The following is a 15,743-nucleotide window of genomic DNA, read 5'->3' on the forward strand; positions in this document are numbered from 1 at the left end:
TTTAAGCAAGCATTCACTGCCCCAAAATAGGACGGTGGAAACAGGACGAGTGGAATGCATCTGGCCTTCGTGACGTCTCTCGTTCCCGATGGAACATTGACCACCGGCTACGAGATCGCGAATGCCGCGATTATCGATGGCCTGCGTCGCGCGGGCGTCCAAGTCAGCGTGGTGGGTTTTACCTGGCCGGGCAAACAGCCGATCGATCCTGAGAATACCGTGGTTCTCGGTTCCGTTGACGTGCAGACGCATACCGCATCCGCCGGCCAGCGCCTGCTATGGCTTGGCCGCGCCTTGGCGGAAGGGCAGACCTTTTCTTCCGTGAAGCTGCGGCACACCGGCGAGGTGCGCATACGTAAGGCGCTGCAAACGCTGGAACCGTTCGATGGCTATGTGCTGAACGGCGTGACGCTGGCCGGCGCCTATCCTGACCTGTTTCGAAACAAGCCATCGATCTTCGTGGCGCATAATGTCGAGCATCAATCCGCGGCTGAGAATGCGGTGGCGGCTCGCTCCCTCGTCGAGCGACTGCTTTACACCCGCGAAGCGCGCCTGCTGAAACAGCTTGAAGCCAAGCTCTGCAAACAGGCCGACTTTGTGTTCACGCTGGCGGAAGAAGACCGCGTGCCGCTGGGCATAGCCGATGACCGCCGGTCCGCCACCCTGCCGCTGACGACACGTGCAACAGCCTTCTTGCCGCTATCCTCACGCCAGCCCGCTTATGATCTGGCGTTGATCGGCACGTGGACATGGCAGCCGAACAGGATCGGCCTGGACTGGTTCCTCGAACAGGTCGTGCCGCAACTGCCTCATTCTATGCAGATCAAGATCGCGGGCCGAGCGCCCGCAGGCCTGCGCTCGGATCATCCGGGTGTGGAATTCGTCGGCAGGGTCGAGGACGCAACGGCTTTTGTGCGCGGCGCCAAGGTGATCCCGCTGATCAGCCAGGCAGGCAGCGGCGTGCAGCTGAAAACGATCGAGACCTTCGAACTGGGTATGCCTGCGGTGGCGACCCGCTCCTCGCTGCGCGGCATCGCGGATGTGCCTGAAAATTGCACGGTCGCGGATGATCCAGCAGCGTTCGCGCTCGCCCTCACCCACGCGGCTCGCTTGCGATTGGTCGACGGCGATGGGCGCGCCTTTCATGCTGCGCAGATCAAGGCGATGGACCGGCAGATCAGCCGCGGCCTTGCTGCTTTGCCAAGGTCCATGCAGAGGCATGCAGCGTGACGGTGCATTCCCTTCCGGCCGTTCCAGCCATGCCGACGCGCGATATTCTCGGCACTCCGGTCGCGGCGCTTGGATGGCAGGAAGCGATTGACCTGCTCAATGAGGCCGTGGAGCAGAAGCGCTTCACGCGCATCGGCTTCATGAATGCGCATAATGCCAATCTGACCGTCCACCATCCGCGCTACGCGAAGGTCCTCAAGGACTTCATCGTTTTGCCGGACGGGATTGGCGTGGATATCGCCTCATCCATGCTCTACGGTTCCGCTTTCCCTGCCAATCTCAATGGCACGGACTTCGTGCCGGAATGGCTCGCGACAACCAAGACGCCGCTGACCGTTGCCCTGTTGGGTGCAAAGCGCAACAGCGTCGAACGCGCTCGATCCTACTTTGAGCAGCGTGCGCCCCAGCATCGATTCGTGCTCATCCACGACGGCTTTTTCGACGAAGAGCGGGAAAAGGGCATTCTGACCGAACTCATCGCGCTCAAGCCGGACGTGCTGATCGTGGCGATGGGTGTGCCGCGCCAGGAGCTTTGGATCGCCGACCATATTACGCTGGAGCATTGCATCCTCCCGATCGGGGTGGGCGCCTTGTTTGATCTCCTCAGTGGAACGGTGCCGCGTGCGCCGCCGGCAATCCGCAACCTGCGCATGGAATGGGTGTACCGATTGGCGGTCGAGCCGCGCCGCCTGTTCCGCCGCTATGTTCTGGGTGTTCCTGCTTTCCTTTGGCGCGTAATGCGGCAACGCCGGCCGCTTGGTGGGCGCGCTTGATCAACCCGCCCCGCATCGTGGGCGATGCAGCGTCTGCTCACAGCGCTGCGATCGTGACGGCCAGCTACGGGCCGGATTTCGAGCGCTGCCGTCTTCTATGCGAGACGATCGACGCGCATGTCACGGGTATGGCGCATCATTACATTCTGGTTGCGCATCATGACGTCCAGCTGTTCCGGCAGTTGGAAGGTCCGCGCCGCACCGTCGTTGACGAGCGCGATCTCTTGCCCTCCTGGCTGCATGCGCTGCCCGACCCCACCAGCCTCTTCACCCGGCGCATCTGGCTGAGCACCCGCACCATGCCGCTGCGGGGCTGGCATGTGCAGCAGCTTCGCCGCATCGCCCTGCACGCGAAGATCGATGAAGACGCGCTGATCTATGTGGATTCCGATGTCGCCTTCATCAAAGCGTTCGATTGCCGGACGATGTGGCGCGACGACAAGCTCCAGCTGTTTCGCCGCGAAAACGGTCTGGCTGAAAACACGCGGAAAGAACATTCTCGCTGGTCTTCCAACGCTGCCCTGGCGCTTGGCATCGAGCCGCCCATCTCATCGCCGCACGATTACATCGTCACGCTGATCGCATGGCGCAGGCAGAGTATCCGGGCGATATGCGAGCGGATCGAAGCGGTGCATGGCCGCCATTGGGTCGAGGTGCTTGGCTTGCAGCGGCAATTCTCGGAATGCACGATCTATGGCCGCTATGTCGACGAGATCGAGGGTCTCGAGCACCATTATCATAGCGACCGCGAGCTGTGCCGCGTGTACTGGTCAGGTCCGGAACTTTCGGCGGGTGGCTTGCAGGCCTTTGTGAGCGGCATGGCCACGGATCAGGTGGCGATCGGCATCCAGTCTTTCACCGGCACCGACATCAACCAGATCCGCGCAACACTGGAGCTGGCTTAAATGACTTTGGCCGGCCGGCGCAGCGCGGTGTAGGTGAGGACGGCCGAAAGGATGTAAAGCAGCGCAAAGCCGCCGTTCAGCCACAGCGTGAGGGCTGCGGGATCGGCTGCTTCGGCAATCAGAACGGTCAGGATTGCGAGCTTTGCACCAGTAAGGATCAGCAGGTTGATCGCCCGGCGCAGGGTCTGACCGCGCGCGAACAGCACTTCCGCATGGTATTCCGTGAGGTTGCGGAAGCCGGGAATGGCGAGCGCCAGCATCACGAGCCCTGCCGCCGCCGCGACATTGCGGCCGAGCGCATTGGGTGCGACGGTGAGGATGATGGCTAGGGCAAGCAAAGCCGCTGTCGAAATCAGGAAGACGCCCGCCTCCAGACCAACCCGCACCCTCAAGCGTTTCATCATGTCCGGCAGCCGCATCAGTCGTTGAACCAGCATCATCGTGAAGGTTCGGATCGGTATGGCGGTCAGATCCACCAGCCGCATCAGGATGGCGTAGATTCCGGCTAGTTCGGCGCCGCCCAGCGACAGGACCAGCAGCTTGTCGAACTCCATTTGCAGATAGAACAACAGCTCGGCACCGGCGACATAGAGCGCATCCGGCAGACGCTTCCAATAAAAGCGCGGGCGGATCTGCAGCCGCATTGGCGGCGCAAAAAAGAGGATGGCGATCAGCAGCGAGGCGGCGTTGGCGGCGAGGTAGAAGTGCGCCCAATCCGCCAATCCGAGCCCCTGCCGGACTGCCGTTAGCGCGAAGAGACCGGCTGCCGCCGCCCGCAGCACCGTGCCGAGGATCACCAGCACCGAAGCGCGGCCAAAGCGGTTCATGCCGTTGTTAACGATCACGATCGTTTCCGTCGGCCGCCACAACAGCGCCTCGGCGATTACGATCTCGGCAAAGATCAGTGCGTTCAGATCACCGGCGAAGAACAGCGCAAAAACGGCGGCACTGCCGAGGGCAAGCACCGGCAGAGAGAGCGCGCCCATCATCAGAAAGCCGCCGGCGAAGATGCCGATCAAGCGCGGGCGCACCGTTGCGACACGGTAAAGCGGCGCGGTGAAGCCGAAGCCAAGAATACGCGACAGCATCACACCGGCTGCAGAAGCGGTGGCGAACAGGCCGAATTCGGCGATGGTCAGCGTGTTCGCCAGCGCCACGAAATAGATCAGCGAGAATATCAGACGACCGGCCGAGCCGCTGATGGCTGACAGGTAGTCTCGCGCCAGCGCACGCTGCGCCCACAAGCGCGCGAAAGCACCTGTGGCCGGCTGTTGTGCAACTTCGGGCGGCATATCGATCATGAGCTTGGCTCTAGCAGGCGGTGCTTAACGGCGGGTTCGACCGGCCGCGCCAAGTTGAGGCAGGCGGCTTCCGTTGACAAACAGAGGGCCGCGCTCTCTATCAACGGCAAGGCGAAGCACCGCCCAAGGATGCCCCAAATGCTCAATGTTGCGCCAACCGGCCTTGCCCGCGATCTTATCAAGCGCGCCGAAGAAGGCCGGCCCGTGCGCATCGGGCTGATCGGCTGCGGCGAGATGGGCACGGACATCATCACGCAGGTCGCGCTGATGAAGGGCATCGAGGTCGCGGTCGTCGTTGACCGCAGCGGGACGCGTGCCTGGGATGCCGTGCGGATCGCAGAGCTTAGCCACGACAGCGCCGAAGAGGCTGGCGATGCGGCAAGCGTCACGCGCGCGATCGAAGCCGGCAAGATGGCAATCGTCAGGGACGCTGAACTGGCATTGTCCTGCGCGCTTGTCGATGTCGTGGTGGACGCCACCGGCAAGCCGACAGCCGGTGCTGATCTCGGCATGCGTGCCATGGAGCATGGCAAGCACCTCGTGATGATGAATGTCGAAGCAGACGTCACCATCGGCGCTTATCTGCGCCAGACGGCCGACCGGCTCGGCGTGATCTATTCCGTCGGTGCCGGCGACGAGCCGTCCTCTTGCATGGAGCTGATCGAGCTGGTTTCGGCGCTGGGCTATACCGTGGTTGCGGCCGGCAAGGGCAAGAACAATCCGCTCAACCACGATGCCGTGCCGGACGATTACCGCGCCGAAGCGGAGCGCCGGAACATGAACCCGCGCATGCTGGTGGAGTTCGTGGACGGCTCGAAGACCATGGTCGAGATGTGCGCCATCGCCAATGCCACTGGCCTTGTGCCGGACAAGGCCGGCATGCATGGACCCGCTGCCACGCTGGAAGAACTGCCCAAGGTGCTTTGCCCCGTGGAAGATGGCGGCGTCCTGTCGAAGAAGGGCGTGGTGGATTTCTCGATCGGCAAGGGCGTGGCGCCGGGCGTCTTCGTGATCGCCGAAATGGCACATCCGCGCCTTAGCGAGCGGATGGAAGACCTGAAGCTCGGGGAAGGCCCCTACTTCACCTTCTACCGCCCCTTCCACCTCACCAGCCTCGAAGTGCCGCTGACCTGCGCCCGCGTCGTGCTTTACGGCAAACCCGACATGGTGCCGCTCGACCGCCCCGTGGCCGAAGTCTGCGCGGTGGCCAAGCGCGACTTGGCAGCAGGCGAGCGCTTCGACGCGATCGGCGAATACACCTACCGCTCCTGGATCATGACCGCGCAAGACGCCCGCAACGCCCGCGCCGTCCCCTGCGGCTTGCTGGAAGGCGGCACGGTGACGGCGCCGATCAAGAAGGGCGAACTGATCACCTACGCCAACGCCAACCCCGATCGCTCCACGCGGCTGTTCGAGCTCAGGCAGAAGCAGGACGAGATGGTGTTTGGGAGTTCGGTGGCGGGTTAGCTCTCAGCCACTTTCTTCGGTCGTCCACCCTTGGCACCATTGGCGCGAGCAGCAGCAGCCTTGGCAGACGAGGTCTGCCTACCTGCATGCCGAGCCAAGGCGCGGTTCATCCAAGTGCGCGTTCCGAAGATTCCGCCAACTAGTGCAGGCACATAAAGATCGACATCAAGTCGGGGCCAATGAAGATTGAGCCCCAAACCCTCGATTTCAACGATCTCCAGGTCGGCGTCATCGGCATCTTGCAGATCTTCCACCAGAGCAGCTGGGAAGGCGTAGCTGCATCCGTTGATCAGCTCGATTTCTATGCGGAGCGTCTTCACATTAAAGCGAGCGTGCTCGGCACGAGGCTCCGTTTCGAGGATCTGTCGACCGCGAGCTTCCGCAGCAGCCAAGTCGGCATCAGTCACGCTGTCCATGGATACGCTCCCACTGGTGCAAAAACTCAGTCTGCCGTTGCGCAATCTCGTTCATCAACCGGCGCATGTCCGGTAACCCATCTGCTGGGTTTCGCAATGCTTCAATACGTCGTCCGCCGCTCTTCGCTCGGTGGACGCCCAAACTGCAGGCGGTAGCTTTGGGCGAAGTAGGAGTGGGAGGTGAAGCCGGTGGCGATGGCGACGTCGAGGATGGGCATGTTGGTTTGACGCAGCAGTTCGCGGGCGCGTTCCAGGCGCAGCCGCATGTAATAGCGCCCGGGCGTCATGTTGAGGTGTCGCAGAAACAGGCGCTCCACCTGGCGCACCGACAGTCCGGCCGCCTTGGCAAGCTGCACGGCTGATAGCGGCTCGTCGAGCTTGTCGGCCATGAGTTCGACGATCTTGCGCAGCTTTTCCGATTTGCCGGTGAGATCGCGTTCGGGGCCGATGCGCTGGCGGTCGCCAGCGGAGCGAATGCGCTCGTGCTGGAACTGGTTGGCGACTTCATTCGCGAGACCCTGACCGAAATCGCTGCGCAGGATCTCCAGCATCAGGTCGATCGAGGTCGTGCCGCCAGCGCAGCTGTAGCGCTTGCGGTCGATCTCATAGACATTGCCGGTGCACTCGATATCCGGGAAGCGTTCGCGGAACCCGGCGCGGTTTTCCCAGTGAATGGTGCAGCGGTGACCTTCGAGCTGCCCTGCTTCGGCGAGCAGGAAAGAGCCGGCTGAGAGGGCGCCGAGGGCGCCGCCGCGTCTTCCCCAAGTGCGGAGTGCCGCCAGGATCTTGCTTTTGCCGGGAAACTCGGTGCTGAGGCCCAGGCACACGAACAGGATGTCGGCTGGCGGGATGTCGGCCACGCTGTAGTCGATCTTCAGCGGCAGGCCATTGGAGGCCATAACCGCTTCGCCATCGGCGGAGATGGTGGTCCAGCTGTAGAAGTCGTGGCCCAACATCCGGTTGGCCGAACGCATGGTATCGATGGCGGCTGCCAGCGAAAACATCGCGAACTTGTCGACCAGCAAAAAGGCGAAGTGCCGGCCGCCGCCAGCGGGATCAGACATTCCAGTGAACCCTTTGACGCCGCGCTTATCAGGGCGGCGAAAACATTGGACGTAAGAGCCTCAGAACTGTGGCGATGGCTTGCCGGAAGCGCGGTAAGCGGAAGCCAGCGTGTTGGCCATGAGCATGGCGATGGTCATCGGACCGACACCGCCCGGCACCGGCGTGATGGCGCCGGCGTTCTCGGACGCTTCGGCGAAGGCGACGTCGCCGACCAGCCGCGCCTTCTCGCCTTCCGCCGAGACGACGCGGTTGATGCCGACATCGATCACGGTAGCGCCCGGCTTTACCCAATCGCCCTTGACGATCTCCGGCCGGCCGACGGCGGCCACAAGAATGTCGGCGGTGCGGGCGAGCGTTGCGAGATCCCTCGTGCGGCTGTGGGCGATCGTGACCGTGCAGTTGGCGGCCAACAGCAGGTTGGCCATCGGCTTGCCGACGATGTTGGAGCGGCCGATGACGACGGCAGTCAGGCCGGACAGATCCTTGCCATGAACGCGCTCAACCAGGATCATGCAGCCGGCCGGCGTGCAGGGCACGAAGGCGCTGTCGAGTTCACCGACGCCGATCTTGCCGACATTGGTGAAGTTGAAGCCGTCGACGTCCTTTTCAGCGGCGATCGCCTGGATCACCTTGGCCGAATCGATCTGCGCCGGCAGCGGCAGCTGAACGAGGATGCCGTGGATGGCCGGATCGGCGTTAAGCTTTTCCACCAAGCCAAGAAGATCGGCCTCACTCGTTTCAGCGGGCAGCGTGTGCTGCTCGGAATGGAAGCCGCATTCCTTGGCCTTGCGGGACTTCGAATTGACATAGACCTGGCTGGCCGGATCTTCGCCGACGATCACCACGGCCAGACCCGGCTGCGCACCGCCATCCTCAAGAAGGCTAGCCGTTGCTTCCTTCACCTTGGCGACAACCTCTTCGCCAACCAGCTTGCCGTTGATGACTTCAGCCATGTTTCTTCTCCGCCTGCAGACCGCATGTTCGATTTAGCGCATGAGCGGGCGATAGCACTTCCACGGCAACGGCGCGATATGCCGCTTCCGCAATGCTCGGGATTGATGCCTTCGGTTTTAGGACCGCCGACGGCTTTCCTTCAGGTCTTCGACCGCCTCACGAAATTCGCGCAGGCTGGCCCGGATTTCTTCAACGGCCGACCGTTCGAAGCCGGCAGTGGGCTGCACATTTTGAGCAGGATCGAGGCGCTGCGCGGATTGCGCCGCATAGATCGAGAAAGGCGGAACCGCATCGTGCCACTGCTGGCCGGGCTGCGGTTGCTCCTGCGTTGCCTGCCAGGGAAAATGCGGCGCTTCGCTTTTCAGGGATGGCGCGCGAGCGGGATAGATGCTGCTATCCTGAACCGGAGGAGCAGCTACGCGTGCTGGCTGCGGTGTTGCAGCGGCAACTGGCGGTTGACGGCGCTGGCCCGATCGTGCGGTCGCATTCTGGCGCAGGCTGTCCCACACGCCGCGAAGCAGCGCTAAGCCGATGCCGGCGCCCAGCCCAAGGATCAACCCAATGAGGACGATCTTCGCGCGGGACAGGCCGCTGGATTGCAGCGGGGCACTCGCCGGCGAGATGATGTTGATGTTGGCGGTGTTGATGTTCTCCTGTTCGCCAGTTTCCCGGCTGCGCAGCAGAAAGGCTTCGTACACGGCCCGCTTGGAGGCAGCATCGCGCTCCAGCTCGCGCAGGGTGACACGCTCGCCGCTGAGATCGCCTTGCCGGGTTTTCAGCGTTTCGAGACGGCCGGAAAGATCCTTTTCCAGCTGCTGGGCGCGGCTGAGCTCGACCTGAACTGAGCTGTTGATGCGCCGCAGCTCCTGGGCGATCTGGTCGCGCGCGCTTCCAACTTGAACATCGGCTGCCAAACGCTGGGGGTGTCGCGGTCCGAGGCGCACGGCGAGGCGATCGGCTTCCTGGCGCAAGGCGGCGTATTGCGCTCGCAGCTGAGCCAGCACGTTGGAATTGATCTGCTCCGGCAAGATGCCGCCCACGACGGCATCGACGTTGAGCGTGCCAACCGTCGCCGCGCGCGCTTTCAGTTCGGCGGTTCGGGCTCGCGCGGTGGAAAGCTGGTCGTTCAGCTTGAGGATTTCGTCGTCGGTGATGAGCCGGCCTTGCGCGTCGACGATGCCGTTCTCGGCCTTGAAGGTTTCGACCTTACGCTCAGCGTCTTCAACCGAGCCGCGTAGTTCGTCGAGCCGGCCAGTGAGTTCGCTTGTGGCGCGTCCTGCCGTTTCGGCCTGGAACCTGGCGCTTGTTTCGAGGAAGGCGGATGACATCGTATTGGCAATACGGGCCGCTTTCTCAGGATCCTGCGCCTTCGCCCAGATCGTGACCACAAAGGTGGCGCTGTCGCGGGTCACCTGAACATGCCGCTGCAGGTTCTGGATGGTCATGGTGCGGCGGATTGCAGGGTTCGGCGCACCATTGTCGTCAGGCGCGAGGGCAGCCCTCAGCCTGTTGAGCGGGTTGAGATCAATGCCACTGCTAGCCTGCCCATTGAACTCGGGATCATCCTGCAGGCCAAGCTGGTCTACGACCTTGTTCAGCACGTTGCCGGAGGTCATGATCCGCATCTGGTTCTGGATCAGCGCCAAAGCGGCATCGGAGGACAGGCCGGATTGGCTGATTTCGCGATCGAGGATCTGAAGATCGCGCGGGTCGATCAGCAGATCGGTCGCGGCTTCGTAGACCTTGGGCGTATTCAGCGCGACCACAACGCCGAGCGCGGTGCCGGCAACGGTGCAGATCAGGATGGTCCAGGGCGAGCGCACCACGCGCATCAGCACCGTACCAGGATCGATCAGCGGACGCCAGGTGTCGGTGTCCGTCGCCAGCTGAACGCGTGTAACGGGCGATCGCGGCAGCAGAGCTTCTGGCGGTTCGGTCGCAGCGGGTACGGTTGCCGGGCGGTTTCGCCCACGGGAGAACCGTTCGCGCAGACGCGCAGTGAGGCCACGATCTGCTGCTGAAGGCGCAGGCGTTTGGGGAGCCGAAGACGACCGAATGGTGAGGAGCGATGACGCAGCGCGCCTTCCGGGCTTCACGCTCCCGCGAGGGTGGTCATCGGCATCAAACATCGCGCGCGCAGTTCCGGCCCCAGCCCTCATCCCCGTTAAGGCACCTTGAACAAGCTTGGAAAAGAAATGGTTAAAGCACGCGGTCTGAATGGCGGGATCTTGCGTCAAGCGGCTCGCACCCCGGCGTTCCACCCGCTATAGGAACGTAGAAAAACCTGTAGGGACGAAAATTCAATGGCGGTGCTGGTTACGGGCGGAGCGGGTTATATCGGCAGCCACATGGTTTGGGAGTTGCTCGACGACGGCGAGGATGTCGTTGTGCTCGACCGGCTTTCAACCGGCTTCGAATGGGCCGTGGCGCCGGAAGCCAAGTTGGTTCAAGGCGACATTGCCGACCAAGCCTTGTTGGCAAGGCTGATCGACGAGCATCACATCGACGCGATCATCCATTTCGCGGGTTCGGTGGTGGTGCCGGAATCGGTGGCCGATCCCCTTTCCTACTACGACAACAATACCGTGAAATCGCGGGCGCTGATCGAAAGCGCTGTGCGAGCCAAGGTCCCCCATTTCATCTTTTCCTCAACGGCGGCCGTTTACGGCGGTGCCGGCATGGAGCCGGTGTCCGAAACCGTAGCGCAGGTGCCGGAATCGCCTTACGGCCGCTCCAAGCTGATGACGGAATGGATGCTGCGCGACACGGCTGCCGCGCATCCGCTCACCTTTACGGCGTTGCGTTACTTCAACGTCGCAGGTGCTGATCCTAAGGCGCGCACAGGACAGTCGACGCCCGGAGCCACGCATCTGATCAAGGTGGCCTGCGAAACCGCGCTTGGTAAGCGCGAGAAGATGAACGTGTTCGGCACCGATTACGACACACCGGATGGCACCTGCATGCGCGATTACATTCATGTGTCCGATCTTGTTGCCGCCCACCGCTTGGCGTTGAAGCGGCTGCGTTCGGGCGCGGACAGCATCATCGCCAATTGCGGCTACGGCCACGGTTACTCCGTGCTGGACGTGATCGACAGCGTGAAGCGGCTGAGCGGCATCGACTTCAAGGTCGAGACCACCGATCGGCGCCCAGGCGATGCGGCAGCCATCGTCGCCGATGCCTCGCTGGCGCGCGCCGAACTCGGCTGGCAGCCGAGCTACGATGATCTCGATACGATCGTTGGCCACGCTTTGGCATGGGAAACCGCGCTGGGGCGGCGCAACGCCTTCACCCCGGCAGCCACTGCCTGAGGCTTTGAAACGAAAAACGCCTGCCGCGGGAGGAGGTGCGGCAGGCGTTCATTCGATTCGGCCGTTCAGGGAGGAGGTTGAGCGGCCGTGAGGTCTTTGTAGCCGCTGCCTCAAAATTGCGCAACAAAAAAGTTGCCTAGATCCTGAGCGATAAGAGTGGGTAAGTTCTAGTTCAATCCAGGTGCGCGACGAACAGCAATCTGCGTCGCGGCGGGCAGAAGGGATGCGGTATCCTCCATCAGGATTCCGGTATGCTCTGCAAAATCCAGGAAGGCCAAGTGAGCATCTTCCGCCCTGCCCTCTCCATTCAGCGCCGCCCGGCAGGCGTTCAAGGCCCTAACCTGAGGCAGACTGCGCGGCGATGCTGGCCATTCTGCCACCATCTCATAGGCGGCCATAACCGTCGGCACGTTGCGCACGAAGCCGAGACCAATAAGCACTGCCACCGGTTTGTCGAATGTCTGTGCGTTCATGGACGTTCCTTTGAGGCACTTCAGGATTGTCTTCCACAACGTCTACAAGGAAGGCGTGTTCCATAGCCGGCTCGCCAGATGATGCCACAAACCTGTCAGGATCGGCGACGAAAATGGATGGGCGTCATTCGGCGGTCGTGGATTTTGTTCAAAGAACGCCATTGTCTAAGGCCTTCCTTGACTTAAGTCGTGCGTGTACCAAAGCCTAACGCCAGCCTTCGGCTAGCCCGGTTCGTTCACATCAATTTGCAAATGGAGGCAGCGGTGAGTTCTCTTCAATCGAGATCCGTCACACGCCAACGCGGCGCGGGCTACTGGGCGGTGGTCGCGCTGGGCATTGTTCTCATTCTCTTCGGACTGCCGATTTTCGGCGGCGGCGCTTACCTGATCGCGCTTGGCGGCTCCTGGTATTATGTTTTCGCCGGCTTCGGCCTGATCTTGACCGCGCTTTATCTGTTTCGCGGCTCGCTTGCTGCCGTGTCGGTTTACCTCCTCACTTATATCGGAACGGTGATCTGGGCCTTCTGGGAAGCAGGCTTTGACTGGTGGGCGCAGGTTCCGCGCCTTGTTGCGCCGACGGTCATCCTGATCCTGGTGCTCGCCACGATGCCGGTTCTGTCCCGGCTGTCGCGTCCGCGCCGTCGCCGCTAATCGGCACCCCCTTTGCTCATTCAAGGATTTCGCTCATGCACCCGAAACGCTTGACGCGCTCCGCAGCAGCAGGACTGTTCGGCCTTTCCGCAGCACTGGCCGCTTTGCCCGCCTTTGCCCAGAATACCACGACCCAGCAAACAGGAACCGAGCAGACCGGACCGGCACCCGCTTCTCCCGCGACACCGGCAACGCCGTCCGCTCCCGCAACGCCTGCTACTCCTGCAACGCCAGCCACTCCGGCTACGCCGCAAACGCCGGCAACGCCGGCTGAGCCAAGCGCTCCTGCTGCGCCTACGGCTCCTGCCGCTCCGACTGCTCCCGCAGCCGAAAACGTCCAGCCGACGCCCACACAACCGGGCCAAAGCGGTGACGAGCAGCCTGAAACCCTTCCTGCGGCACCTTCCACCGAACCTGGCAGCGCTCCCGAACAACCCGGCGATGCGAGCGATGCCGGCCCTGCCAGCGTGCCGGATGCAGGCAACACCGCGCCCGTCCAGGCCGCACGCCCGGTGGCACCGCAGCGGGAAGCTGGAACCGACTGGCCCTTCTGGGGCGGCAGCGAACAGGCAACCCGCTATTCGCCGCTGAGCCAGCTTACGCCGGAAAACGTGGCCAACCTCCAGAAGGTGTGGACCTACCGCACCGGCGACATGCCAACGGAAGCGACCAAGGACAAGTATTCGCCAGAGGGCACGCCGCTCAAGATCGGTGATACGCTCTATATCTGCTCGGCCATGAACATCATGACCGCCGTGGATGCAGCGACCGGCCAGGAGCGTTGGCGCTTTGATCCGAAAGTGCCTGCGGAAGCGATCCCCTATGGCGCTTCGTGCCGCGGCGTATCTTACTACGAAGTCCCAGATGCCGCTCCGGATCAGGCTTGCGCCACCCGCATCATCGAAGGAACGATCGATGCGCGCTTGATCGCCGTTGATGCAAGGACCGGCCAGCCCTGCCAGAACTTCGGCGAAGGCGGCACGATCGATCTGTGGACCGGCATTGGTGAAAAGGTGCCAGGCTGGTACGCCGTAACCGCCCCGCCCGCCATCGTTCGCGGCATCGTGGTCACCGGCGCGCAGGTCAAGGACGGTCAGGCCGAGGATGCGCCGTCTGGCGTGATCCGCGGCTTCGATGCCGTAACCGGCGAACTCGCCTGGGCCTGGGATCTCGGCAATCCGGAACTCACCGGCTTGCCACCGGAAGGCCAGACCTATTCGCGCGGCACGCCAAACATGTGGACGACGGCCACCGGCGACGAGCAGTCGGGCCTCGTTTTCCTGCCGCTCGGCAATTCCTCGGTCGATTATTGGGGCGGCAACCGTTCCGAGGCCGAGAACGAGTGGTCTACCTCGCTCGTGGCGCTGGATGTCACCACCGGCAAGCCACGCTGGCGCTTCCAGACGGTGCGCCAGGACGTCTGGGATTATGATCTCGGCAGCCAGGTGACCCTGATCGACTTCCCGACTGATGGCGGCAGCCGACCAGCCGTTGTTTTGCCGTCAAAGCAGGGTGACATCTATATTCTGGACCGTGAAACGGGTGAATCGCTGGTCCCGATGGAGGAAATCAAGACACCTCCCGGTGGCGTGGAAGAAGGCAACTATGCGCCGACGCAGCCGGCCTCCGGCTACCACACGCTCCGCAAGGAAAACCTCACCGAAGCCGACATGTGGGGCGTAACCCCGCTCGATCAGCTGTTCTGCCGCATCGCCTTCCGCAAGGCGACCTATGAGGGCGTCTACACTCACCCGACCACCGACACCTACTGGATCCAGTATCCCGGCTATAATGGTGGTTCGGACTGGGGCAGCGTAGCGGTCGATCCCGAACGCGGCATCATCGTTGCCAACTACAATGACGTGCCGAACCATAACCGGCTCATCCCCCGCGAAGAGGCCGACAAGCGTGGCTTGAAGCCGATCAACGAGATCGAACAGGGTGCGAAGTCCGGTTCGAACGCGGAAGGTGCGGGCGATCCGCAGACAGGCGCGCCTTATGGCATTGACGTGAATGCCGGCTGGCGCGCGCCGTTTACCGGCATCCCCTGCAAGAAGCCTCCGCTCGGCGGCATCCGCGCCATCGATCTGAAAACCGGTGACACGCTTTGGGACAAGCCGATCGGCACGGCTCGTCGCAATGGTCCCTTCGGCATCCCGTCCTTCCTGCCTTTCACCATCGGCACGCCCAACAATGGCGGCTCGGTCGTGACCAAGGGCGGTCTCGTCTTCATCGCTGCAGCCACGGACAACCTGATCCGCGCGATCGACGTGAAGACCGGCGATGTCGTGTGGTCGGATGTGCTGCCGGCCGGTGGCCAGGCCAACCCGATCATCTATGAGCAGAACGGGCGCGAATACCTCGTGATCCAGGCCGGTGGCCATCACTTCATGGAAACACCGGTCGGCGACTACTACATCGCCTACGCGCTGCCTCAGACCTGACATCCGGCGCATAGAAACACCTTCACGGCGGGCCTTTGGGTCCGCCGTTTTCGTTGGTGGAACCGAAGCGCTCCACTTCCGGAATGAACAGCGACTGCAACACAATGCGATTGAGGTCAGCTCGCCTCAGTCGACACGAGCGGACGCTTCGCCTATTAGCAGTTCGCAGAAGAGCAATATGCAATCAGAGTGTTCGATGCTGACCGTTACCCCGCTTTCCATCGCCGATGTCGTCGAGCTCACGCCGCGCAAGTTCGGTGACAATCGCGGGTTCTTCTCCGAGACCTTCAATCAGCAGCGGCTGATCGAGGCCGGCCTGCCCGGCCAATGGATCCAGGACAACCAGTCGCTTTCGCGCGAAAAGTTCACACTGCGCGGCCTGCATTACCAGGAGCCGCCTTTTGCACAGGCCAAGCTGGTGCGGGTTCTGCGCGGCAGCATCTTCGATGTGGCCGTCGATATCCGCAAGGGTTCACCGACCTTCGGAAAATGGGCGAGCCTTGTTCTGTCGGCCGAAAGCTTCAACCAGATCCTGGTGCCGGAAGGCTTCGCTCATGGCTTCCTCACGCTCGAGGAAGACACGGAAGTGTTCTACAAGGTGACCGCACCCTATTCGCCTCAGCATGACCGCAACATCCGTTGGGACGATCCCGAAATCGCCGTTGATTGGCCGATCGAAGGTTCTGCACCGCATCTGTCCGACAAGGACAAGGTTGCGCCCTTGCTGCGCGATGTCTCCCTCGTTTTTTAAGG

The 15,743-nt window shown here is 62.5% G+C and carries 14 protein-coding genes; 8 read left to right on the top strand and 6 right to left on the bottom strand.

The window, feature by feature from the left end; genetic code table 11:
- Positions 1-54: 54 nt before the first annotated feature.
- From IE166_RS10005 to IE166_RS10015, 3 genes are read left to right on the top strand one after another with little or no spacing between them, the layout of a single operon-like run.
- Positions 55-1,230: a glycosyltransferase gene (locus tag IE166_RS10005; protein ID WP_189503453.1), complete on the top strand. Its 1,176-nt coding sequence runs from the start codon at positions 55-57 to the stop codon at positions 1,228-1,230.
- The gene (locus IE166_RS10010) at positions 1,227-2,003 is read left to right on the top strand and encodes a WecB/TagA/CpsF family glycosyltransferase (RefSeq protein ID WP_308430519.1); all 777 of its coding nucleotides are present in this window, start codon (positions 1,227-1,229) and stop codon (positions 2,001-2,003) included. Before IE166_RS10005 ends, IE166_RS10010 begins: the two co-directional genes overlap by 4 nt.
- Positions 2,000-2,908, top strand: a complete 909-nt coding sequence (locus IE166_RS10015) for a DUF6492 family protein (protein ID WP_189503456.1) — start codon at positions 2,000-2,002, stop codon at positions 2,906-2,908. The genes IE166_RS10010 and IE166_RS10015 overlap by 4 nt, the downstream gene beginning before the upstream one ends.
- Here IE166_RS10015 and IE166_RS10020 read toward each other — a convergent pair.
- Positions 2,905-4,200 (bottom strand): lipopolysaccharide biosynthesis protein, encoded by a 1,296-nt coding sequence (locus IE166_RS10020; protein ID WP_244641501.1) that lies wholly within the window; start codon positions 4,198-4,200, stop codon positions 2,905-2,907. The two genes, IE166_RS10015 and IE166_RS10020, sit on opposite strands and share 4 nt — an antisense overlap.
- Before the next feature lie 147 nt (positions 4,201-4,347).
- On the opposite strand from IE166_RS10020, the gene IE166_RS10025 reads away from it, so the two are divergent.
- On the top strand, positions 4,348-5,676 hold the full coding sequence (locus tag IE166_RS10025; RefSeq protein ID WP_385966053.1) for an NAD(P)H-dependent oxidoreductase: 1,329 nt from the start codon (positions 4,348-4,350) through the stop codon (positions 5,674-5,676).
- On the opposite strand, the gene IE166_RS10030 is transcribed toward IE166_RS10025, so the two are convergent.
- The 4 genes from IE166_RS10030 to IE166_RS10045 all read right to left on the bottom strand — a co-directional run bounded on the left by IE166_RS10030 (position 5,673) and on the right by IE166_RS10045 (position 10,240).
- Positions 5,673-6,092: a DUF2442 domain-containing protein gene (locus IE166_RS10030; protein WP_189503459.1), complete on the bottom strand. Its 420-nt coding sequence runs from the start codon at positions 6,090-6,092 to the stop codon at positions 5,673-5,675. The genes IE166_RS10025 and IE166_RS10030 overlap by 4 nt on opposite strands.
- Before the next feature lie 101 nt (positions 6,093-6,193).
- Positions 6,194-7,156, bottom strand: coding sequence for a GlxA family transcriptional regulator (locus IE166_RS10035; protein WP_189503461.1), 963 nt, complete (start codon positions 7,154-7,156; stop codon positions 6,194-6,196).
- Positions 7,157-7,216: 60 nt separating this feature from the next.
- Positions 7,217-8,110 (bottom strand): bifunctional methylenetetrahydrofolate dehydrogenase/methenyltetrahydrofolate cyclohydrolase, encoded by an 894-nt coding sequence (locus IE166_RS10040; protein ID WP_189503464.1) that lies wholly within the window; start codon positions 8,108-8,110, stop codon positions 7,217-7,219.
- Positions 8,111-8,227: 117 nt separating this feature from the next.
- Positions 8,228-10,240, bottom strand: coding sequence for a GumC family protein (locus tag IE166_RS10045; RefSeq protein ID WP_189503466.1), 2,013 nt, complete (start codon positions 10,238-10,240; stop codon positions 8,228-8,230).
- A 174-nt stretch (positions 10,241-10,414) separates the two neighbouring features.
- Between IE166_RS10045 and galE the strand changes: the two genes are divergently transcribed.
- Positions 10,415-11,422 carry a UDP-glucose 4-epimerase GalE gene (gene galE / locus IE166_RS10050; protein ID WP_189503468.1) on the top strand — a complete coding sequence of 336 codons (1,008 nt, stop codon included), beginning with the start codon at positions 10,415-10,417 and terminating at the stop codon, positions 11,420-11,422.
- Positions 11,423-11,589: 167 nt separating this feature from the next.
- Here galE and IE166_RS10055 read toward each other — a convergent pair whose 3' ends face one another.
- Positions 11,590-11,895: a DUF982 domain-containing protein gene (locus IE166_RS10055; protein ID WP_189503470.1), complete on the bottom strand. Its 306-nt coding sequence runs from the start codon at positions 11,893-11,895 to the stop codon at positions 11,590-11,592.
- Positions 11,896-12,159: 264 nt separating this feature from the next.
- Here IE166_RS10055 and IE166_RS10060 point away from each other — a divergent pair, with 264 nt between their 5' ends.
- The 3 genes from IE166_RS10060 (at position 12,160) to rfbC (ending at position 15,741) form a co-directional block, all read left to right on the top strand.
- On the top strand, positions 12,160-12,546 hold the full coding sequence (locus IE166_RS10060; protein ID WP_210312957.1) for a hypothetical protein: 387 nt from the start codon (positions 12,160-12,162) through the stop codon (positions 12,544-12,546).
- Positions 12,547-12,581: 35 nt separating this feature from the next.
- Entirely contained in the window at positions 12,582-14,990 is a 2,409-nt protein-coding gene (locus IE166_RS10065; protein ID WP_189503474.1) for a pyrroloquinoline quinone-dependent dehydrogenase, read from the top strand.
- 196 nt (positions 14,991-15,186) lie between these two features.
- On the top strand, positions 15,187-15,741 hold the full coding sequence (gene rfbC, locus IE166_RS10070; RefSeq protein WP_189503476.1) for a dTDP-4-dehydrorhamnose 3,5-epimerase: 555 nt from the start codon (positions 15,187-15,189) through the stop codon (positions 15,739-15,741).
- Positions 15,742-15,743: the final 2 nt, after the last annotated feature.

Source organism: Tianweitania populi (assembly GCF_014652875.1).
Lineage (GTDB): Bacteria > Pseudomonadota > Alphaproteobacteria > Rhizobiales > Rhizobiaceae > Tianweitania > Tianweitania populi.